The organism is Streptomyces griseus, from assembly GCF_900460065.1.
Lineage (GTDB): Bacteria > Actinomycetota > Actinomycetes > Streptomycetales > Streptomycetaceae > Streptomyces > Streptomyces griseus.
Map to the genome: position 1 here is coordinate 137286 of NZ_UAVD01000024.1, position 19368 is coordinate 156653.

General features: G+C 73.7%; 18 protein-coding genes and 1 pseudogene. 11 read left to right on the forward strand and 8 right to left on the reverse strand.

The window, feature by feature from the left end; all coding sequences use genetic code 11:
• Positions 1 to 47: 47 nt before the first annotated feature.
• On the forward strand, positions 48 to 731 hold the full coding sequence (locus DTB53_RS11095) for an alpha/beta fold hydrolase (protein ID WP_012378445.1): 684 nt from the start codon (positions 48 to 50) through the stop codon (positions 729 to 731).
• Positions 732 to 772: 41 nt separating this feature from the next.
• Positions 773 to 2992 carry a HEAT repeat domain-containing protein gene (locus DTB53_RS11100; protein WP_012378444.1) on the forward strand — a complete coding sequence of 740 codons (2220 nt, stop codon included), beginning with the start codon at positions 773 to 775 and terminating at the stop codon, positions 2990 to 2992.
• Positions 2993 to 3020: 28 nt separating this feature from the next.
• Here the strand turns inward: DTB53_RS11100 and DTB53_RS11105 are convergent, their stop codons facing one another.
• A complete protein-coding gene (locus tag DTB53_RS11105) occupies positions 3021 to 3398 on the reverse strand; it encodes a VOC family protein (protein WP_003965339.1) in 378 nt (125 codons plus the stop codon).
• A 165-nt stretch (positions 3399 to 3563) separates the two neighbouring features.
• A complete protein-coding gene (locus DTB53_RS11110) occupies positions 3564 to 4229 on the reverse strand; it encodes a TIGR03086 family metal-binding protein (RefSeq protein ID WP_012378443.1) in 666 nt (221 codons plus the stop codon).
• Between the two features lie 191 nt (positions 4230 to 4420).
• Here DTB53_RS11110 and DTB53_RS11115 point away from each other — a divergent pair, with 191 nt between their 5' ends.
• The 3 genes and pseudogenes from DTB53_RS11115 to DTB53_RS11125 all read left to right on the forward strand — a co-directional run bounded on the left by DTB53_RS11115 (position 4421) and on the right by DTB53_RS11125 (position 7246).
• Positions 4421 to 5413, forward strand: a complete 993-nt coding sequence (locus DTB53_RS11115; protein ID WP_003965336.1) for a fibronectin type III domain-containing protein — start codon at positions 4421 to 4423, stop codon at positions 5411 to 5413.
• Positions 5414 to 5505: 92 nt separating this feature from the next.
• Positions 5506 to 5718 carry a hypothetical protein gene (locus DTB53_RS11120; RefSeq protein ID WP_012378442.1) on the forward strand — a complete coding sequence of 71 codons (213 nt, stop codon included), beginning with the start codon at positions 5506 to 5508 and terminating at the stop codon, positions 5716 to 5718.
• A pseudogene (locus DTB53_RS11125) lies at positions 5715 to 7246 on the forward strand (YfcC family protein). Before DTB53_RS11120 ends, DTB53_RS11125 begins: the two are co-directional and overlap by 4 nt.
• Positions 7247 to 7306: 60 nt before the next feature.
• Here DTB53_RS11125 and aceB read toward each other — a convergent pair.
• Positions 7307 to 8926 carry a malate synthase A gene (gene aceB / locus DTB53_RS11130; protein WP_012378439.1) on the reverse strand — a complete coding sequence of 540 codons (1620 nt, stop codon included), beginning with the start codon at positions 8924 to 8926 and terminating at the stop codon, positions 7307 to 7309.
• Between the two features lie 266 nt (positions 8927 to 9192).
• Positions 9193 to 9798 (reverse strand): nucleotidyltransferase family protein, encoded by a 606-nt coding sequence (locus DTB53_RS11135; RefSeq protein WP_012378438.1) that lies wholly within the window; start codon positions 9796 to 9798, stop codon positions 9193 to 9195.
• Positions 9799 to 10047: 249 nt separating this feature from the next.
• Here DTB53_RS11135 and DTB53_RS11140 point away from each other — a divergent pair, with 249 nt between their 5' ends.
• Positions 10048 to 10350, forward strand: coding sequence for a DUF5955 family protein (locus tag DTB53_RS11140; RefSeq protein WP_063607185.1), 303 nt, complete (start codon positions 10048 to 10050; stop codon positions 10348 to 10350).
• A 22-nt stretch (positions 10351 to 10372) separates the two neighbouring features.
• Here DTB53_RS11140 and DTB53_RS11145 read toward each other — a convergent pair whose 3' ends face one another.
• Complete coding sequence (locus DTB53_RS11145) at positions 10373 to 11014, reverse strand: response regulator (RefSeq protein WP_012378437.1); 642 nt, start codon at positions 11012 to 11014, stop codon at positions 10373 to 10375.
• The gene (locus tag DTB53_RS11150) at positions 11011 to 12210 is read right to left on the reverse strand and encodes a sensor histidine kinase (protein ID WP_003965329.1); all 1200 of its coding nucleotides are present in this window, start codon (positions 12208 to 12210) and stop codon (positions 11011 to 11013) included. Before DTB53_RS11150 ends, DTB53_RS11145 begins: the two co-directional genes overlap by 4 nt.
• 110 nt (positions 12211 to 12320) lie before the next feature.
• On the opposite strand from DTB53_RS11150, the gene DTB53_RS11155 reads away from it, so the two are divergent.
• On the forward strand, positions 12321 to 13403 hold the full coding sequence (locus tag DTB53_RS11155; protein ID WP_012378436.1) for an ABC transporter permease: 1083 nt from the start codon (positions 12321 to 12323) through the stop codon (positions 13401 to 13403).
• A complete protein-coding gene (locus DTB53_RS11160) occupies positions 13400 to 14080 on the forward strand; it encodes an ABC transporter ATP-binding protein (protein ID WP_012378435.1) in 681 nt (226 codons plus the stop codon). Before DTB53_RS11155 ends, DTB53_RS11160 begins: the two co-directional genes overlap by 4 nt.
• A gap of 77 nt (positions 14081 to 14157) precedes the next feature.
• On the opposite strand, the gene DTB53_RS11165 is transcribed toward DTB53_RS11160, so the two are convergent.
• The gene (locus DTB53_RS11165; protein WP_003965326.1) at positions 14158 to 14961 is read right to left on the reverse strand and encodes an IclR family transcriptional regulator; all 804 of its coding nucleotides are present in this window, start codon (positions 14959 to 14961) and stop codon (positions 14158 to 14160) included.
• A 352-nt stretch (positions 14962 to 15313) separates the two neighbouring features.
• Here DTB53_RS11165 and allB point away from each other — a divergent pair, with 352 nt between their 5' ends.
• From allB to DTB53_RS11180, 3 genes are all read left to right on the forward strand, one after another.
• Positions 15314 to 16657: an allantoinase AllB gene (gene allB / locus DTB53_RS11170; RefSeq protein WP_012378434.1), complete on the forward strand. Its 1344-nt coding sequence runs from the start codon at positions 15314 to 15316 to the stop codon at positions 16655 to 16657.
• A gap of 100 nt (positions 16658 to 16757) precedes the next feature.
• On the forward strand, positions 16758 to 17879 hold the full coding sequence (gene alc / locus DTB53_RS11175) for an allantoicase (RefSeq protein ID WP_003965324.1): 1122 nt from the start codon (positions 16758 to 16760) through the stop codon (positions 17877 to 17879).
• A gap of 163 nt (positions 17880 to 18042) precedes the next feature.
• Positions 18043 to 18372 carry a putative quinol monooxygenase gene (locus DTB53_RS11180; RefSeq protein ID WP_003965323.1) on the forward strand — a complete coding sequence of 110 codons (330 nt, stop codon included), beginning with the start codon at positions 18043 to 18045 and terminating at the stop codon, positions 18370 to 18372.
• A gap of 24 nt (positions 18373 to 18396) precedes the next feature.
• On the opposite strand, the gene DTB53_RS11185 is transcribed toward DTB53_RS11180, so the two are convergent.
• The gene (locus DTB53_RS11185; protein ID WP_012378433.1) at positions 18397 to 19227 is read right to left on the reverse strand and encodes an aldo/keto reductase; all 831 of its coding nucleotides are present in this window, start codon (positions 19225 to 19227) and stop codon (positions 18397 to 18399) included.
• Positions 19228 to 19368 lie beyond the last annotated feature (141 nt).

Genomic DNA, 19368 nt, shown 5'->3' on the forward strand with positions numbered 1-19368 from the left:
CGGGGCCCCGGCGGCCGTCCGCGCCCGGCGGCTGTAGCGTCAGGGGCATGGAAGATCAGTCTGTTGTGGATGTCGGCGATGTGCGCCTCGCGTACCGGACCTGGGGCGACGCGTTCGGCTCGCCCGTCGTGCTGCTGCACGGCCTCGGCGGTTCGGCCGCGGACTGGGAGGCGGCCGGCCCCCTGCTGGGCCAGGAGTGGCGGGTCTTCGCCCTGGACCTGCGGGGCCACGGCGAGAGCGACTGGCCCGACGACTACGACCTGGAGCTGATGGCGGAGGACGTGGTGGGCTTCCTCGACGAACTGGAACTGGACCGGGTCGGCCTCGTCGGCCACGGCATGGGCGGGGTCGTCGCCCGGCTGGTGGCCCAGGAGCACTCCGACCGGGTGGAGCGCCTCGTCCTGGTGGAGGCCCCGCCCCCGTTCCCCGGCGACCCGGGCCCGGCGGGCCGGGCCGAGGGCCTGGTGGACTACGACGAGAACGCGGTGCCCGCCGTGCGCGACCAGCTCGCCGACCCCGGCCCGGACGCCGTCCAGGCCCTCGGCGACATCGTCTCCCCGACGCTGATCGTCACCGGTGGCCCGGAGAGCACGATGGAGCAGCACCGTCAGGCCGACGCGGCCTCCCTGATCCCGGACTGCCGGCTGATCACGGTCCCGGGCGGCCACCGCATGCACGAGACCCGGGCGGACCAGGTGGCCGCGCACATCACGGAGTTCTTCACCAGCTGAGGCGCGGCCGCCGGCCGGCGGCGTTGTCGGTGGCGGCTGCCATGATCGGCGGCATGGACTTCGACCGTGCCCCGTTCCACGCCGAACTGGACGCTCTGCCCTGGGCGTCGTACACCCACGCCTACGGCAGCGCCGAGGACGTGCCCGGCGCTCTGCGCGCACTCGCCGGGGACGACGACGCCGCGGCGCACGAGGCGCAGAGCGAGCTGTACGGCAGCATCCTGCACCAGGGCTCGGTGTACGAGGCCTCCGCGCACGCGGTCCCGTTCCTGGCCCGGATCGCCGCGGCGGGCATCCGCACGGTCGACGCGCTCCTGCTGATCGGCGGCATCGCGGAGGGCGGCGCGGACCCGGACCCCGGGGCCGCATCCGGATCGGACCCCGCCGGCACCGCGGGCGTGCGGGAGTCCGACGAGGCCGCCTGCCGTCGGGCCGTCGTCGCCCAACTGCCCCTGCTGCTGGCCTCGGTGCGGCACGAGGACCGGGCCGTGCGCCAGGCGGCGGCCTGGGCCGCCGGCTGGACGGGGACGGCCGGAGCCGGCCTCGCCGTGCCGGCCCTCCGCGACCGGGCGGCGGTCGAGGCGGATCCCCTCGTCCGTGCCGAACTGCTCACGTCGCTGGTGGAGCTGGACCCCGAGGGGAGCGCCCCGGCGGCGGCCGGGGCGATCGGGCCGGACAGCCCGCCGGAGCTGCGGCTGGCCGCCGTGACGGCCTGCGCGGACGCCGGACTCCCCTGGACCCGGGGCCTTCACGAAGCCGTGCTGGAGCTGCTTCCCCTCGACCCCCTCGCCGCCGACCGGTACGACCACTCCCGGGGTGAACCCCTGCACGACATCTCCGTGACCCTGCTGGAACGGGACACCGAGGCGGACCGGGAGGCGGTGTTCGCCCTGCTCGACGCCGCGCTGCGCAGCGACGACCCCGAAGCCCGCACGGAGGCGGTCTGGGTGGCCATGACGGCGTGCGAGCTCTCCCGGTCCGCTCCCGCGCGGCTGGCTCCCGCGCTGCTGGCGGCGGCCGAGGCGGACGGACCCGACGACGGGTCCGGCGCGCTGTCGGCACTCGGCAGGCTCGGAGCCCGCGGAGCTCTCGCCGCCGACCTGCTGGCGGCCCGCGCGGCAGGCGACGGCGACCCGGCGGACCGCGCGCTCGAAGCCCTGGTCACCGTCGACCCGGTGCGGGCGGCGTCCCTGCTCGCCCGGGACCTGGAGCGGCGGCCCCGGGCGTTCCAGGCCGCGTCCGGCGGCCCCGGGGACGCGCTCCCCGTCATCCCGTACGCCCCGGAGCTGCTGGGCGCCGTCCGGCGGAGGCTCGCCACGATGCGACCGGGCGGCACCATTCCGTTCCGGGTGACGGCGCTGCTCACCTCCTGGGGGCGGGAGGCGTCCGAAGCCGTGCCCGAACTGCTCGCCGCGCTGCCGTCGCACCCCCTGCCGCTGACGAAGGCGCTGGTCGCCGTCTGCCCGCCCGGCCGCCGCACCGAAGTGGCGGACGCGCTGCGGGAGCGGACCGCGACGGGCCCGGCCGACGAGCGTTTCGCAGCGGCCCGCGCCCTGCACGAACTGACCGGTGACCACGGGCCGCTGCTGCCCCTGCTGGCCGAGCGGCTCGCCGGGAGCGCCGGGGGAGGCGGGGGGTCCGACCAGCTGATACGCGAGGCCGCGGAGGCCGCCGCCGCGATCGGGCCCGCCGCCGCGTCGCTCGTCCCCGCGCTGCGCGCCGCGCTCAACAGCCCCGGCGGCGAGCGGAACAACCCGCAGATGGACGACGACATCGCGGTCGCCGTCGCCCTGCACCGGATCACCGGCGGCGTGGCGGAGTCGGTGCCGGTGCTGGCCGGAGTCCTCGGCGACCGCGATGGGCTCTGGCGGCGCTGGACGCTGGTCCGCGCGGCGGAGGCGGCGGCGGGCCTCGGGCCCGGGGCCCGGCCGCTCGCCCCCGTACTCAGGACGCTCCTCACCGATCCCCGCCTGACGCCGGCGGCGGCCCTGGCCCTGCACGCCGTGGCGCCCGAGGAACTGGACACCGGGCACGTGGCCGGGCTGCTCCTCGACGCGGCGGAAGCGGGCGAGGCCCCCTTCGCCGCCGTCGACGCGCTGATGGTGTTCGGCACGGACGGCCTGTCAGCCGAGCACCGGGCGCGGCTCACGGAGCTGGCGGAGCGGGACGGGCGAGTGGTCCGGACCGGGCTGGACGGCACGGTGGAGATCACCGACGAACGGCTGCGCGCCCGGGTGCGCGCCGCGCTCAGGGGCGCATGACCGGTGGCGCGTGATCAGGGGCGGACGGTCAGGGGCGGATGATTCTGCGGACCAGATCCGGCGTCCACTCGACGTACTCGATCTCCGCTCCGCCCACGTGGCGCGCGTAGAGGTAGCGCCCCGTCGGACCGCCGGTCTCGGGAGTGGTGATCGTGGCCCCCGCGGATCTCAGTGTGGCCTGCAGTGCCGCCAGATCGTCCACGACGACGGTCGCCGAGGCGTGGCCGTACCGAGCGCGCTCCTCGGCCGGGCCCGCGATCACCAGGAAATCGCCGATGGCGGCGAGGGCGATCTCCTCGAACGCCAAACGCAGATGGGGCTGCTCCCCGGTCAGCTCCTCCAACAGGGGCAGCGTCCGGTCCAGGTCGTCGGTCCACAGGCGTGCGTACGTCTTGAGAAGGGTCATGGGGTGCTCGCTCCCGGCCGTTCCGGCCCGTCAGGTCTGCGGAGAACCGTAGCGAGCACGGTGGCGAACCGGAAGAACGCACTTTTCGGTGACAGGGGAACCCGGCGGAAACCGGGCGGGCTCGGGCTTCGCCCGGCCCGGGCGAGGGCCGGAGCCCGCCCGTGCTCAGCGGCCCGGCCGCCAGTCCGGCCGACGGCCGCTGAGGGCGATCACCCGGTCCAGCAGCGGGGCGCCGTCCGGCACCGGGACCGGCACCCCGAACAGACCGCCGTCGGAGCCATCAGCGGCATCGGCCCCATCGGCATCGGCGCCGCCGTCCGGGCCGCCCGCCGCCGCCGGGGCGAGCAGGGCTTCGCAGGACCGCAGTTCGGCCTCGCCCGCCGTGTACGGCTGCCCCGTCGACCGGGCCAGGTCCCAGCCGTGGACGACGAGTTCGTTGAGCGCGACCGCCCCCGCCGCCTCGCCGGGCAGCTCCACCCCGCCCGCCCGGGTCATGCCCGTCCAGGCGTCGGGCGAGCGCCAGGCCGCCGCCATCTCGTCCAGCCGTCGGGGCAGCGCCTCACGCCAGTCGTCGTCGAGGACGGGGAGGGCGGCGTCGGGGGAGACGGCGGTGCTCGCCCCGAGATCCTTGCGGGCGGCGTCGCGGAAGGCGGTGGCGAGCCCGGCGAGGTGGCCGAGCAGCTCCCGCACGGCGTAGTCGGGGCAGGGGGTGGGGCCGTCCAGCCCGCCGTCGTCGACCCGGCCGAGCAGCGCGACGATCCGCCGGGCGGCCGGCTCCAGGTCGGGAGGGGCGGCGGCCCGCGAAAAAACGGGGTTCTCCTGTGCGTCCATACAGGGAAGACCCCCGGGCCGCCGAAAACTCATCGCCCGGTGTCGCGCGCCCCGAGTCCCGGGGGCTGCTCCGCGCGCCGTCCGGGCCGCGGTCGGGCGGTGCACACCGTCACATAGCGGAAGGTTCCTCGCCGTCCTCTTGTCGCCGACCCCCGCGCCATGGCATACAGGTCTGGACCATTGCTGTCCGGATGGAAGGCACCACCGTGCAACGCCCCCACGTCACTGCCGCGTTGACCTGTTCCGCCCTGCTTCTCGCCCCCCTCCTCTCCGCCTGCGGTGGCACCGCCGAAGCCGACACGCAGCCTCCCGCCACCCCCAAGGGCGTGACCGCCCAGGCCAGCAGCTCCACCTCGGTGCACGTCATGTGGGAAGGCGCCTCCGACAACGAGAAGGTCGCCGGCTACGAGGTCTACCGGGGAAAGACCAAGGTCAAGAGCGTCCCGGCGACCAAGACCATGATCGACGTGAACGGGCTGACGGCCTCGACGGACTACACCTTCAGCGTCCGGACCAAGGACACGGCGGGGAATCTCTCCGCACCCAGCAAGGACATCCCGGTCACCACCCAGGCCACCCCGCCCAAGGACGACACGCCCCCCACCGTCCCGGGGAAGCTGACCGGCAGCGCCGACGGGAAACGCGCCGCCACCCTCACCTGGGGCGCGTCCAAGGACGACGTCGGCGTCACCTCGTACGACATCTACCAGGAGGACTCCCGGATCCACAGCGTCCCGGCCTCCGAGACCACGGCGAAGCTCACGGGCCTGCGCCCGGGGACCGTCTACACCTTCACCGTCCGTGCCCGGGACGCCTCCGACAAGTCCTCGGCCGACAGCAACACGTTCGACCTCACCACCGAGTCGGCCCCCGGAGCCCCCGCGAGCACCGCCCCCACCGGTCTGCGCGCGGAGATCGGCAAGGAGGGCGGCGACTTCACGCTCGACCTGTCCTGGGACCAGCCGGAGACGGGCGGAACGATCCCCGCCTACGAACTCCACATGAACGGCAAGCTGACCACCACCATCGTCTGGGGCGGTACGCCTCCCCAGGGGCGTGCCACCTACCGGCTGGACCTCTCCGACCCGGTGGGCACCCGCTACTCCGTGAAGCTCAGGGCCAAGCTTCCGGACGGCAAGTGGGGTGACTTCTCGGCCCAGCGGACGGTCGTCCTGACGGACTGAGGCCCGACCGGCCGGCGTCTCCCAGGCGTGCGGCGCGCCGCGCCCCATGGTCCATTGGTCCCGGAAGGCCGGTGGACCGAAGGGGCTGAACCATGGACCTGGGAGACGACCTCACCGCGCGGGGCCCCACCCCGAGCGCACGGGTCGACGCCTTGAGCGTCGACGACGCGGCCCCGGCCGTCGTCCCGTCGGCCCGCACCGGACCGGACCCGAGCCTCCGGCCCGAGCGGGACCCGGGGGAGGCCATGGACCTCCTCGTCACCCGTCCGGAGTCCCCGCGCCCGCTCGGCGGGGACACCGGATGAGCGGCGCGGCCGGCACACGACCGGCCCCGGAGGGCGAGCCCCCGGCGAGGAAGGGGTTCACCTTCCCCAGCGCCCTCACGATCCTCGCGGTCGTCACGCTGGCCGTCTGGGCGCTGGCCTTCCTGATCCCGCCCGGGGCGTACGACCGCGACGCGGAAGGGGCCCCGGTCCAGGGCACGTACCACCGGGTGGACGCCGACCGGAGTCTGACGGACCGCCTCGACGACCTCTTCCTCTCCCCGGTCAACGGCCTCTACGGCGTCCAGGACGCGAGGACCGGCGAGGTGGGCCCGGAGCTGGCCGGCGAACTGTACGGCAGCGCGGGCGTGTTCCTCTTCGTGCTCGCCATCGGCGCGTTCATCACCGTGGTGTTCGCCACCGGGGCCCTGGACCGGGGCATCGGCCGCCTCGCGCACCGGCTGCGGGACCGGGGGCGCTGCTCATCGCCGGGGTGATGCTGGTCTTCTCCCTCCTCGGCACCGTCGAGGGGTTCGCGGAGGAGACGCTCGGCTTCTACGGCCTGATCATCCCGCTGATGCTGGCCCTCGGCTACGACCGCATGGTGGCCACCGGCACGATCATCCTCGGCGCGGGCGTCGGCGTGCTCTGCTCCACGGTGAACCCCTTCGCCACCGGAGTCGCGTCCTCCGCCGCCGGGATCTCGCTCGGGGACGGCATCGTGCTGCGCGCGATCATGTGGGTGGTCCTGACGGCCGTGACGATCGGCTACGTCATCCGCTACGCGGGCCGCGTCCGCGAGGACCCCGACCGCTCGCTCTCGGGTTTCCTGCCCGGCGACCGCGAGCACGACGCGGCGGACGCCCAGGAGCCGCCGGAGCTGACCGGGCTGCACCGGACCGTTCTGGTCCTGGTGGCCCTGGTCTTCGGCTTCATGATCTTCTCGGTCGTCCCGTGGGCCGGCGCCCTCACGGGCGACGCCGACGCCACCCCGTACGGCTTCGAACTCGGCTGGTCCTTCCCCCAGCTGGCCGCCCTCTTCCTGGTCGCCGCGGTCCTGGTGGGCGCGGTCGCGGGGTTCGGCGAGCAGAGGCTCAGCGCGACGATCGTCCGGGGCGCGGCCGACTTCATCTCCCCGGCGCTGGTCATCGTCCTCGCGCGCGGTGTCACGGTCATCATGAACAACTCGCGGATCACCGACACCGTGCTGCACTCCATCGAGGGCGTGGTGTCGGGCACCTCGTCGGCGCTGTTCGCGGTCTTCGTCTTCATCGTCAACCTGCCGCTCGCCTTCCTCATCCCCTCCACCTCCGGCCACGCCACGCTGGCGATGCCGATCCTGGCCCCGCTCGCCGACTTCGCGGGCGTCTCCCGGGCCGTGGTCGTCACGGCGTGGCAGGCGGCGAGCGGCTGGATGAACCTCTGGGTCCCGACGACGGCGGTCACCATCGGCGGGGTGGCCCTGGCGAAGATCGGCTACGACGCGTACCTGCGGTTCGTCTGGCCGCTGCTGGCGATCCTGGCCGTCCTCATCTGCGGGTTCGTGGCACTGGGGGCGGTGTGGACGTGAAGACCGCCCCCGGCGCCGTGCGGTGCCGGGGGCGGTTCGCGTCGGTCGTGGCGGGACGGGTCAGCGCAGCTGCTCGTACGCCGGCAGCGTCAGGAAGTCCGCGTAGTCCTGGTCCAGGGAGACCTGGAGCAGGAGGTCGTGGGCCTGCTGCCACTTGCCGGCGGTGAAGGTCTCCTCGCCGATCTCCTCGCGGATCGCGGCCAGCTCCTCGGCGGCGACCTTGCGGGCCAGGTCGGCCGTGGCGTGCTCGCCGTTCTCGAAGACCACGCCCGCGTTGATCCACTGCCAGATCTGCGAGCGGGAGATCTCCGCGGTGGCGGCGTCCTCCATCAGGTTGAAGATGGCGACCGCGCCCAGGCCGCGCAGCCAGGCCTCGATGTAGCGGATGCCGACCGCGACGGCGTTGCGCAGGCCGTCGTAGGTCGGGCTCGCGTCGAGGGTGTCGATGGCGATGAGGTCGCCCGGCGCCACCGAGACGTCCTCGCGGAGGCGGTCCTTCTGGTTGGGCTTCTCGCCGAGGACCGCGTCGAAGGAGGCCAGGGCGATCGGGACCAGGTCGGGGTGGGCGACCCAGGAACCGTCGAAGCCGTCGTTGGCCTCGCGGTCCTTGTCGGCCTTGACCTTCTCGAAGGCCACCTTGTTGACCTCGGCGTCGCGGCGCGAGGGGATGAAGGCCGCCATGCCGCCGATCGCGTGCGCGCCGCGCTTGTGGCAGGTGCGGACCAGGAGTTCGGTGTACGCCCGCATGAACGGGGCGGTCATCGTCACCGCGTTGCGGTCCGGCAGGACGAACTTCGACCCGCCGTCACGGAAGTTCTTGACGATGGAGAAGAGGTAGTCCCAGCGGCCCGCGTTCAGCCCGGCCGCGTGGTCGCGCAGCTCGTAGAGGATCTCCTCCATCTCGTACGCGGCGGTGATCGTCTCGATCAGGACGGTCGCGCGGACCGTGCCCTGCGGGATGCCGACGTAGTCCTGGGCGAAGACGAACACGTCGTTCCAGAGGCGGGCCTCCAGGTGCGACTCCGTCTTCGGCAGGTAGAAGTACGGGCCCTTGCCGAGGTCGATCAGGCGCTGGGCGTTGTGGAAGAAGTAGAGGCCGAAGTCGACGAGCGCGCCGGGCACGGAGACGCCGTCCAGCTGGAGGTGGCGCTCCTCCAGGTGCCAGCCGCGCGGGCGCATGACGACGGTGGCGAGTTCGTCGGCGGACTTCAGCGCGTACGACTTGCCGGACTTCGGGTCGGTGAAGTCGATGCGGCGCTCGTAGGCGTCGGTCAGGTTGAGCTGGCCGAGGACGACGTTCTCCCAGGTGGGGGCGGACGCGTCCTCGAAGTCGGCGAGCCAGACCTTCGCGCCCGAGTTCAGGGCGTTGATGGTCATCTTGCGGTCGGTCGGACCGGTGATCTCCACCCGGCGGTCGTTCAGCGCCGCCGGGGCGGGCGCGACCTTCCAGGAGGTGTCCGCGCGGACCGCCGCCGTCTCGGGCAGGAAGTCCAGCGTGGAGGTGCGGGCGATCTCGGCGCGGCGCTCACCGCGCCGGGCGAGCAGCTCATTGCGGCGCGGAGTGAACTGCCGGTGCAGTTCGGCCACGAACGCGAGGGCCGCGTCGGTCAGGACCTCTTCCTGCCGGGGCAGGGGCTCGGCATCGACGATGGCCAGCGTGGACGGCGCTGGTGCGGACATGAGCTGTCACTCCTTCAGCGGGCGGCGGCGTCTCATGGCCGCCGGGTCGCCTGAGACGGCACGGCGTGCCATGGCTCCGAGATACGGCCGTGGGTGCCGTCTGAGGTTCAGAGGGCTTCTGACCAGTGGATAGTAGTTTCCTCATGGTGGAAGTTCAATGGTTTGTTGATGTCGAGATTCTCCGGGTCGACAGAAACGGCCCGCTGACGGCGCTGCGTGCCAGTGCGGCCACGGACGGTGCGCGACCGCGAGGCCGGCCGCCCGGATCACTCCAGGTGCCTCAGGTCCCGCGAGGTGTCGATGTCGTACGCCTCGGCCACATCCGAACACTCCACGAGCGTGATCGCGTCGCGGTGCTCCCGCAGATACGCCCGCGCGCCCCGGTCGCCCACCGCCCCCGCCGCGATGTCCGCCCACCGGTCCGCCCCGAACAGCACCGGATGGCCCCGCTCCCCGCCGTACGAGGCCGCCGCCAGACTCGCCCGCGAGCGGTACGCGAGACGCACCCGCGCCACGGCCTCCGCCCCGATCCCGGGCTGATCGACCAGCAGGACGAGCGCCGCGTCCGTGTCCCCCGCGCCCAGGGCGGCCAGGCCCAGCCGGAGCGAGGAACCCATGCCCTCCTCCCAGTCCGGGTTCACCGCCACGGTGCAGCCCGTGAGATCCGCGCGGGCCCGCACCTCGTCCGCCGCGGCGCCCAGCACCACGTGCAGCGGCCCGCAGCCGCCGTCGCGCAGCGAGCGCACCGCGTGCTCGACGAGCGGGCGGCCCCGGTGTTCCAGCAGGGCCTTCGGACGGCCGCCGAGCCGACGGCCTCCTCCGGCGGCCAGCAGTACCCCCGCGACCTCGGGGTTCTTCGCGGCGGAAGCCATGTCCGCGGTCCTCTCCGTAACCGTGCCCGAAGGCGTGTCCGTAACCATGGGGCCTGGATACCACCGAGCCCTTCGCACACGCGACACGCATGTCACCCTCAGGGGTAACCCTGATTTCTTTCCGTGGGCTGGCGCGCACTGCCTGTCATGGCGTTAACTTGCGCTCACACCCGGGGACTTGGCCACAGCCCGGGTTCGGGGGTCACACCGGCACACGGACGTGCGAGGGGGAGTGCTGTGTTGCGAAGCGTGGGGCAGAAGCGGCTGACCGGCAGCGACGAGGACCCGAGGGTGGCCGAGCTGCGGATGGCCGTCTCCCGGCTCCGCCGCGAACTGGCCGGGCTCCGGGCGGAATTCCCCGACCGGCCGATCGCCGAGGACGAGCTGGCCGCCCTGGACGCGATGGCCGTCAGCGGCGTGCCGGAGATCCCCCGCATGCGCCGCTCCCTGCTGCTGATCGCGGGAGCCATCGGCTCGGTGAGCGCGGTCGCCGCCGCCCTGCGCGAGGTGCGCAACGCGGTCGACCTCTTCGGGGAGCCCCCGCGCCGCTGACCGAGCGCCCGCGAGCCCGGACTCAGCGGCGGATGAGCCTGCGGGCCGTGGCCGCCGCCACCGCCGACGTACGGGAGTCGACGCCCAGCTTGGCGTAGATGTGCACCAGATGGGACTTCACCGTCGCCTGGCTGAGGAACAGCCGCTTGCTGATCCGCAGGTTCGACAGGCCCTCCCCGACCAGCTGGAGCACCTCCAGCTCCCGCCGGGTCAGCGCCTCGGCCGGCGTCCGCATCCGGTCCATCAGCCGGTGCGCCACCGACGGTGCCAGCGCGGAGCGGCCCGCCGCCGCCGTGCGCACCGCCGCCGCCAGCTCCTGCGGCGGCGCGTCCTTGAGCAGATAGCCGCTCGCCCCCGCCTCGACCGCGGCCAGGATGTCCGCGTCGGAGTCGTAGGTGGTGAGGATGAGGACCCGGGGGCCGTCCGGTGCGGCGGTGATCGTCGCCGTGGCCTCCGAGCCGTGCAGACCCGCGCCGAACTGGAGGTCCATCAGAACCACGTCGAAGCCGCCCGCCGCCGCCAGGGCGACGGCCTCCTCCGCGGTGGCCGCCTCACCGGCGACCCGGAAGTCCGGCTCGGTGTCCAGGACCGCGCGCAGCCCCGCCCGGACGACCGGATGGTCGTCCGCCAGCAGCAGCCGGATCACGTCCCCGCTCCCGTTCACGCCGCACGCCCCGCTTCCGGCACGGGCAGCGGCAGCGTGAGCGCCACCGCCGTGCCCTGTCCGGGCGCCGACTCCACGCTCAGCGCACCGCCGAGCGACCCGGCGCGCGCCCGCATGGCCGGCAGCCCGAAGCCGCCGTCGCCGCGCTCGTGGACCGGGGTCCCCGACGGGTCAAAACCCTGCCCGTCGTCCACGACGTCCAGGGCCACCGAGGTGTCCATGAAGCTCAGGGTGATCTCCGCCCGTCCGGCCCGTGCATGGCGCACCGTGTTGGCCAGCGCCGACTGCGCGGTCCGCAGCAGCGCCACCCCGTACGGCGTCGGCAGCTCCACCGGGGTCCCGCTCACTGTGAACCGCACGGTCAGCTCCGGTCCGGTCGTGCGGGCGCAGAGCCGCTCCAGCGCGGCGGCCGGCGAACCGTGCTCCAGGTCCGGCGGTGTCAGCGCCCGGACGAACGAACGGGCCTCGGCGAGATTCGCCTGCGCGGCCTCGCGGGCGGCCCGCACATGCGCGGCGGCGGGGGCCTCCTCGGGCAGCGACCGCTCGGCGGCACGCAACAGCAGCTGGATGCTGGACAGGCCCTGGGCCAGCGTGTCGTGGATCTCCCGGGCGAGGCGCTCGCGCTCGGCGAGGGTTCCGGCCGTACGTTCCGCCTCGGCCAGGTCGGCACGGGTGGCGACCAGCTCCACGATCAGTTCGCGCCGCCGTTCGCTCTCCCGGAAGAGCGCGTCGTACCCGAGGACGGTGGCGACCGCGACCGCCGCGCCGATCAGCGGTCCGATGAACGCGCCGGGCTCGATCGCCTGCCGGTGCACGACGAAGCTGGTGATCGCGGCGGCCGCGGTGACCACGACGGCGGGCAGCGCCCACCGCATCGGCAGGATGTGGAGCTGGAGGAAGTAGAGCGGGAAGGCCACCCACAGGGCGTCCGGCGACAGGACCAGCAGCGGGGCCCACAGGGCGCCGAGCCCCGCCAGCCACACGGCCCCCGCCCGGTTTCCCGGCTGTACGGAGGAGGCGAGCGGCCCCGCCGCGTACACGGCCGCCATCAGCACCGCCACCCCCACGACGGCGGCGGTGTGCGACGCGTCCTGGCTCGCCGTGCGGACGACCACCAGGGCCAGCAGCCCCGTCAGCAGGGCGTGCAGACAGAGCCGCAGAGCTGCCGTGACGTGGGTGTGCGAACGCGAATCCATGGTGCGTCCAGCGTAGCCGCGGCCGCCCCGGACCCGGTCAATCGAAAGGTTGATCCCGGGCCCGTCCGCCGCGCGATGTTTTCCCGCCCGGGCCGCACGACGCTGGAGCCATGTTCGTCGCATGGAGAGACCTTCGCTTCGCCAGGGGCCGGTTCGCGCTCATGGGCTCGGTCGTGGTGCTGATCACGCTGCTCGTGGGCCTGCTGTCCGGTCTGACCGCCGGACTGGCCCGGGAGAACATCTCGGCCGTCACCGGTCTGGACGCCGACCACCTGGCCTTCGCCGCGCCCCCCGAAGGGCAGGCGGAGTCGTTCACCGACTCGACCGTCCGGGAGGACGACTGGCGGGCCTGGGCCCGACGGGCGGGGGTCGAGGCCGCGCAGCCGCTCGGCATCCGGACCCTGAACGCCACCGCCGCGGGTGAACGGAGTGCCGCCATCTCGGCCTTCGGCGTCGAACCGGACGGCACCCTCGGACCGGAGGGGATCGGCCCCGGGCGGGTCGTGCTCTCCGAGAAGGCGGCCGAGGAGCTCGGTGCCTCGGCGGGCGACGGCATCGCGCTCGGCGGGACCGAGCACGAGATCGCGGCCGTCGCGACGGACGCGTCGTACAGTCACACCCCCGTCGTCTGGACCTCGCTCGACGACTGGCAGCGGATCGGCCACGACGGAGCCGGCCCCGTCGAACAGGCGACCGTGATCGCCCTGACCACCACCGGAGGCGTCGACCTCGCGGCGGGAGACGCGGCGGCGGGCACCAGCACGCTCACGCTGGACGACTCCCTCACGGCCATCGGCTCCTACCAGGCGGAGAACGGTTCGCTGCAACTGATGCGCGGCTTCCTCTTCGCCATCTCCGCCCTCGTCATCGGCGCGTTCTTCACCGTCTGGACGATCCAGCGCAGCGGCGACGTCGCCGTGCTGAAGGCGCTCGGCGCCTCGACCCCCTACCTCCTGCGCGACGCGCTGGGGCAGGCCGTGGTGATGCTCGCCCTCGGTACGGGAGCGGGCACCGCCCTCGCCGCCGGGGCCGGAGCCCTGATCGGCGGGGGAGCCGTGCCGTTCGTCCTGGACGCGTCGACCGTTCTCGTCCCGGCCGCCGTGCTGATCGCCCTCGGCGCGCTCGGCGCCGCCCTGTCCATCCGGCGGATCACCGCCGTCGACCCGCTCACCGCACTCGGGAGTGCCCGATGACACTCACCCTGACCGACGTCACCCTCACCTACCCGGACGGCGAGGGGCGCCTCACCGCCCTGGACCGGGTCTCGCTGGACGTCCCCCCGGGCACGCTCACCGCGGTCGTCGGGCCCTCCGGCTCGGGCAAGTCGAGCCTCCTCGCGGCCGCCGCCACGCTGGTCACCCCGGACTCCGGCGAGGTGGTGGTGGCCGGGACGCCGACGGCCGGCCTCGGCCGGGCCGGGCGGGCGGTGCTGCGCCGGGAGCACATCGGGATCGTCTTCCAGCAGCCCAACCTGCTGCCCTCGCTGACCGCCGCCGAACAGCTCCAGGTGATGCGCCACCTGTCCGGGGGGACCGCCCGCGGCGCCCGCCGCCGGGCGCTGGAGCTGCTGGAGGCGGTCGGTCTGGCCGACCGCGCCGACCGGCGGCCGCACCAGCTCTCCGGCGGGCAGCGCCAGCGGATCAACATCGCGCGCGCTCTGATGAACGATCCGGCGGTCCTGCTCGTCGACGAGCCGACCAGCGCGCTCGACCACGAGCGCGGCGCCGCCGTGCTCGACCTGCTGGTCACCCTGACCCGGGAGCGGGCCACGGCCACGGTGCTGGTCACCCACGACCTGGCGCACCTGGAGCGGATGGACCGCACGGCGACCATGGACGACGGGCGGCTGACCGTCCCGGCCGGCGTCTGAGGACGCCGGGCGGCGGGGCCGGGGAAGCGGCGGGGGAGTGAGCGGGGTCCCGGGAACGGGCCCCGCCGCCGCTCGTCTCAGCCGCTGGTCGTGCCGTTGCTCGCCAGCGCGTCGGACAGCTCGCCCGCGACCTGCTGGAGGATCGGCACGATCCGCTCCGTCGCCGCCTCCGTCACCCGCCCCGCCGGGCCGGAGATGGAGATCGCGGCCGAGGTGGGGGAGTTCGGCACGGAGACCGCGAGGCAGCGCACCCCGATCTCCTGCTCGTTGTCGTCCACCGCGTACCCGGCGCGGCGCACCGTCTCCAGGGCGTCCAGGAAGCCCTCCGGGGTGGTGATGGTCTTCTCCGTGGCGGCCGGCATGCCGGTACGGGCCAGGAGCGCGCGGACCTCGTCGGCGGGGGTGTGCGCGAGGAGCGCCTTGCCCACGCCGGTGGAGTGCGGCAGGACCCGCCGGCCGACCTCGGTGAACATCCGCATGGAGTGCTTGGACGGCACCTGGGCGACGTACACGATCTCGTCCCCGTCCAGCAGCGCCATGTTCGCCGTCTCGCCGGTCTCCTCCACCAGCCGGCTGAGGTAGGGGCGCGCCCAGGTGCCCAGCAGCCGGGAGGCGGACTCGCCGAGCCGGATCAGCCGGGGTCCCAGCGCGTAGCGGCGGTTGGGCTGCTGGCGCACGTATCCGCAGCCGACCAGCGTGCGCATCAGCCGGTGGATGGTCGGCAGGGGCAGCCCGCTGCTCGCGGAGAGCTCGCTCAGCCCGACCTCGCCCCCGGCGTCGGCCATTCGCTCCAGCAGATCGAAGGCGCGCTCAAGGGACTGCACCCCACCGCTGGAACCGGAGGGCTTGGAGTCGGCTGTGCTGGCGTGGGACGGCGGCACGTCAACGGTCCTTTCGAAGCGGAAGGCAAGGCAGCAGCCTACCGGGCGGTTCCCGATCGGCCCACTGCTCCCCGGTCGGCGTCCGTGCCGGTCAGGGGCTGTTTTGTCCGGGTGCCGACGGTCGGTGCGGACGGCTCGGCGCCGCCCTTCCTGGCCCATGCTACGTTCCACACTTCGAAATTTGACTTTTACTTTGTGGAAACCTCCAGTCGGGTCTCAAGGGTGGCCCGGCGGGTCCCCGTGGCGGAGTGTGGGGTCTTGACGGGGGCGATTCCCGAGTGAAGACTCCATCGGAAGTTTCAACAGTTCGTTGAATTCCCGTTGTGGTCATTGCTGGAGTGAAGGAGCACAGGTGTCCGGTCCGGACGTGAACCTGATACTGCGCTCGACGCGCGTCGTCACCCCCGAGGGGACCCGCCCGGCGGCGGTCGCCGTCGCGGGCGGGACGATCGACGCGGTCCTGCCGTACGACACCCGGGTGCCCGCGGGCGCCCGCCTGGAGGGCTTCGGCGACGACGTCCTGCTGCCCGGACTGGTCGACACCCACGTCCACGTGAACGACCCCGGCCGCACCGCTTGGGAAGGCTTCTGGACCGCCACCCGCGCGGCGGCGGCGGGCGGGATCACCACACTCCTGGACATGCCCCTCAACTCCCTCCCGCCGACCACCACCGTCGAGCACCTGCGGGTCAAGCAGGGGGTCGCGGCCCCCAAGGCGCACGTCGACACCGGCTTCTGGGGCGGGGCGATCCCGTCCAACGTCAAGGACCTGCGCCCGCTGTACGAGGCCGGGGTCTTCGGCTTCAAGTGCTTCCTGTCGCCCTCCGGCGTCGAGGAGTTCCCCGAGCTGGACCAAGAGCAGCTGGCCCGCTCCATGGCGGAGATCGCCGGTTTCGGCGGGCTGCTCATCGTGCACGCCGAGGACCCGCACCACCTGGCGGAGGCCCCGCAGCGCCCCGGGCCCGCCTACGCGGACTTCCTCGCCTCCCGGCCGCGCGACGCCGAGAACACCGCGATCGAGGGGCTCATCGCCCACGCCAAGCGGCTGAACGCCCGCGTCCACGTCCTGCACCTCTCGTCCAGCGACGCCCTGCCGCTGATCGCCGCCGCGAAGCGCGAGGGCGTCCGTGTCACCGTCGAGTCCTGCCCGCACTTCCTCACCCTCACCGCCGAGGAGGTGCCGGACGGGGCGACGGAGTTCAAGTGCTGCCCGCCGATCCGCGAGGCCGCCAACCAGGACGCGCTCTGGGCCGGACTCGCCGACGGCACCATCGACTGCATCGTCAGCGACCACTCCCCGTGCACCACCGACCTGAAGACCCCGGACTTCGCCTCCGCCTGGGGCGGCATCTCCTCCCTCCAGCTGGGCCTGCCCGCCATCTGGACCGAGGCCCGCAGGCGCGGCCACTCCCTCGACGACGTCGCCCGCTGGATGTCCGCCGCCCCCGCCGCGCTGGCCGGACTGACCCGCAAGGGCGCCATCGAGGCGGGACGCGACGCCGACTTCGCGGTCCTCGCCCCCGAAGCGACCTTCACCGTCGACCCCGCCGAGCTGTTCCACCGCAACCAGGTCACCGCCTACGCCGGGAAGACCCTGCACGGCGTGGTGCGCTCCAGCTGGCTGCGCGGCGTCCGCATCGCCGCCGACGGTGAACTCGCCGAGCCCACCGGCCGCCTCCTCGAACGCGACCGCTGACCCGGCCCACCGGCCGCTCCTCCCGTACGCGACCACCGACGAGCCCACCGGTCCGCTCCCCGAACGCTCCCCGAACGCCCCCGAAAGGAACGCCCCGACCATGACGGACGCCGCGATACCGCGCTTCACCGGCGACGCAAGCCCCTACGCGGGCGGCGACCCGTACGCCGACCACCGCACCGCCGACTTCCCCTTCACCCACCTCGTCGATCTGGCCGACCGCCGTCTCGGGGCGGGGGTCATCGCCGCCAACGACGAGTTCTTCGCCGAGCGCGAGAACCTCCTCAAGCCCGGGCCCGCCGTCTTCGACCCGGAGCACTTCGGGCACAAGGGCAAGGTCATGGACGGCTGGGAGACCCGCCGCCGACGGGGCGTCAGCGCCGCCGAACCGCACCCCACCGCAGACGACCACGACTGGGCCCTCGTCCGGCTCGGCGCGCCCGGCGTCGTCCGGGGCATCGTCCTGGACACCGCCCACTTCCGCGGCAACTACCCGCAGGCGGTCTCCGTCGATGCGGTCGCGCTGCCCGGCTCCCCGTCCCCCGAGGAGCTCCTCGCCCCCGACGTGAAGTGGACGACGCTCGTCCCCCGTACGGCGGTCGGCGGCCACGCGGCCAACGGGTTCGCCGTCGACGCCGAGCAGCGCTTCACCCACCTGCGGGTCAACCAGCACCCGGACGGCGGGATCGCCCGGCTGCGCGTGTACGGAGAGGTCGCCCCCGACCCCGCCTGGCTCGGCGCGCTCGGTACGTTCGACCTCGCGGCCCTGGAGAACGGCGGCCGGGTCGAGGACGCCTCCGACCGCTTCTACTCCCCGGCCACCAACACCATCCAGCCCGGCCGCTCGCGGAAGATGGACGACGGCTGGGAGACCCGCCGCCGGCGCGACCGGGGCAACGACTGGATCAGCTACCGTCTCGCCGCCCGGTCCGGGATCCGGGCCGTCGAGATCGACACCGCCTACCTCAAGGGAAACGCGGCCGGCTGGGCGAGCCTCTCCGTACGCGACGGCGAGGACGGCGAGTGGACCGAAGCCCTGCCCCGGACCCGGCTCCAGCCCGACACCAACCACCGCTTCGTGCTCGACGGGACCGTCCTGGCCACCCGGGTACGGATCGACATCTACCCGGACGGCGGCATCTCCCGGCTCCGGCTGTTCGGATCGCTCACCGACGACGGCGCCCGGGCCCTGGCGGCCCGTCACCGGGAGCTGGGCGGCTGACCCCCCGCACACGCCCGGCACCGGGCGCACCGCGGTCGCAGGGGGATCGCGGTGCGCCCGGCCGGTCCCGTTACGTGCGGGTGTGTCACCCTGGTCGGGGTGCGGTGAGCGGGGCCGGACGGCCGGCGAGCCGCACGGTCCGACCCCTCGACCAGGAGCCCCCATGATCTTCATCGCCGTCAAGTTCACCGCCCTCGCCGCCGAGCGGGACAACTGGCTCCCCCGGCTGGAGGACTTCACCCTCGCCACCCGCGGTGAACCCGGCAACGTCTTCTTCGACTGGTCCCACAGCGTGGAGAACCCCAACGAGTTCGTCCTGCTGGAGGCCTTCGCCGACGCGGCGGCGGGGGAGGCGCACGTGAACTCCGCCCACTTCAAGGCGGCGATCGAGACGATGTCGGAGCTGGTGGCCGAGGTCCCGGAGATCATCAACGTCGAGGTGGAGGGCACCGGCTGGTCCCGGATGGCGGAGGTCACCCCGCGCGACCGCTGACCGGCCGGATCCGCCGGACACTCCCTAGAACTCCTCGTGGGACTCCGGGTCGCCGCCGAACCGCCGCTGCCGCCCGGACGCGATCGTCGTCAGCTCCCGCGCCGTCAGCTCGAACCCGAACAGATCGAGGTTCTCGCGCTGCCGGCCCGGGTCCGCCGACTTCGGGATCGGGACCGCGCCCAGCTGGGTGTGCCAGCGCAGCACCACCTGCCCGGGGCTCACCCCGTGGTCCTCGGCGATCGCCACGGTCGAGGGATCCTCCAGCACCTCGCGGCCCCGGGCCAGCGGACTCCAGCTCTCCGTGACGATGCCCTTGGCCGCGTGCACCGCACGCAACTCCTCCTGCGGAAGGAGCGGGTGCATCTCGATCTGGTTCACCGAGGGCAGCACGCCCGTCTCCCGCTCCAGCCGCTCCAACTGCGCTGCGGTGAAGTTGGAGACGCCGATGGAGCGGACGAGACCGTCCTCGCGGAGCCGGATCATGGCCTTCCAGGTGTCCACGTACAGGTCGAGGCGGGGGAGGGGCCAGTGGATCAGGTAGAGGTCGACGTACTCGACGCCCAGGCGGGCCCGCGACTCCTCGAACGAGGCGAGGGTCTGCTCGTACCCGTGGTGCCGTCCGGGCACCTTCGTGGTGAGGCGGACGTCCTCGCGCGGGACCCCGCTGCGGGCGATGCCCCGGCCCGTGCCGGTCTCGTTGCCGTAGTTGAGGGCCGTGTCGACCAGCCGGTAGCCGAGCCCCAGGGCCCCGGCGACGGCCTCCTCGGCCGCCGCGTCGTCCAGCGGGTAGGTGCCGAGCCCCACCGCGGGGAGCCGCGTGCCGTCGTTGAGCGCCTGAACCGGTGTGCCGGACATGTGCTGGTCCCGTCCTTCCCGTCGCTGCCCCCGTCCCGGCCAGCGTAGGGGCGTGACCGGGGCGGGGGCAGCCGGACGGGGCCGACGGGGGAGCGGGACGGGCCGGCCGGCGGCTGGTCGGGGGAGCGGCCGGGTGACCGC

Coding starts and splice junctions, on each gene's coding strand:
- DTB53_RS11095 (WP_012378445.1), top strand. CDS start 48: ATGGAAGATCAGTCTGTTGTGGATGTCGGCGATGTGCGCCTCGCGTAC.
- DTB53_RS11100 (WP_012378444.1), top strand. CDS start 773: ATGATCGGCGGCATGGACTTCGACCGTGCCCCGTTCCACGCCGAACTG.
- DTB53_RS11105 (WP_003965339.1), bottom strand. CDS start 3,398: ATGACCCTTCTCAAGACGTACGCACGCCTGTGGACCGACGACCTGGAC.
- DTB53_RS11110 (WP_012378443.1), bottom strand. CDS start 4,229: ATGGACGCACAGGAGAACCCCGTTTTTTCGCGGGCCGCCGCCCCTCCC.
- DTB53_RS11115 (WP_003965336.1), top strand. CDS start 4,421: ATGGAAGGCACCACCGTGCAACGCCCCCACGTCACTGCCGCGTTGACC.
- DTB53_RS11120 (WP_012378442.1), top strand. CDS start 5,506: ATGGACCTGGGAGACGACCTCACCGCGCGGGGCCCCACCCCGAGCGCA.
- aceB (WP_012378439.1), bottom strand. CDS start 8,926: ATGTCCGCACCAGCGCCGTCCACGCTGGCCATCGTCGATGCCGAGCCC.
- DTB53_RS11135 (WP_012378438.1), bottom strand. CDS start 9,798: ATGGCTTCCGCCGCGAAGAACCCCGAGGTCGCGGGGGTACTGCTGGCC.
- DTB53_RS11150 (WP_003965329.1), bottom strand. CDS start 12,210: ATGGATTCGCGTTCGCACACCCACGTCACGGCAGCTCTGCGGCTCTGT.
- DTB53_RS11155 (WP_012378436.1), top strand. CDS start 12,321: ATGTTCGTCGCATGGAGAGACCTTCGCTTCGCCAGGGGCCGGTTCGCG.
- DTB53_RS11160 (WP_012378435.1), top strand. CDS start 13,400: ATGACACTCACCCTGACCGACGTCACCCTCACCTACCCGGACGGCGAG.
- alc (WP_003965324.1), top strand. CDS start 16,758: ATGACGGACGCCGCGATACCGCGCTTCACCGGCGACGCAAGCCCCTAC.
- DTB53_RS11180 (WP_003965323.1), top strand. CDS start 18,043: ATGATCTTCATCGCCGTCAAGTTCACCGCCCTCGCCGCCGAGCGGGAC.
- DTB53_RS11185 (WP_012378433.1), bottom strand. CDS start 19,227: ATGTCCGGCACACCGGTTCAGGCGCTCAACGACGGCACGCGGCTCCCC.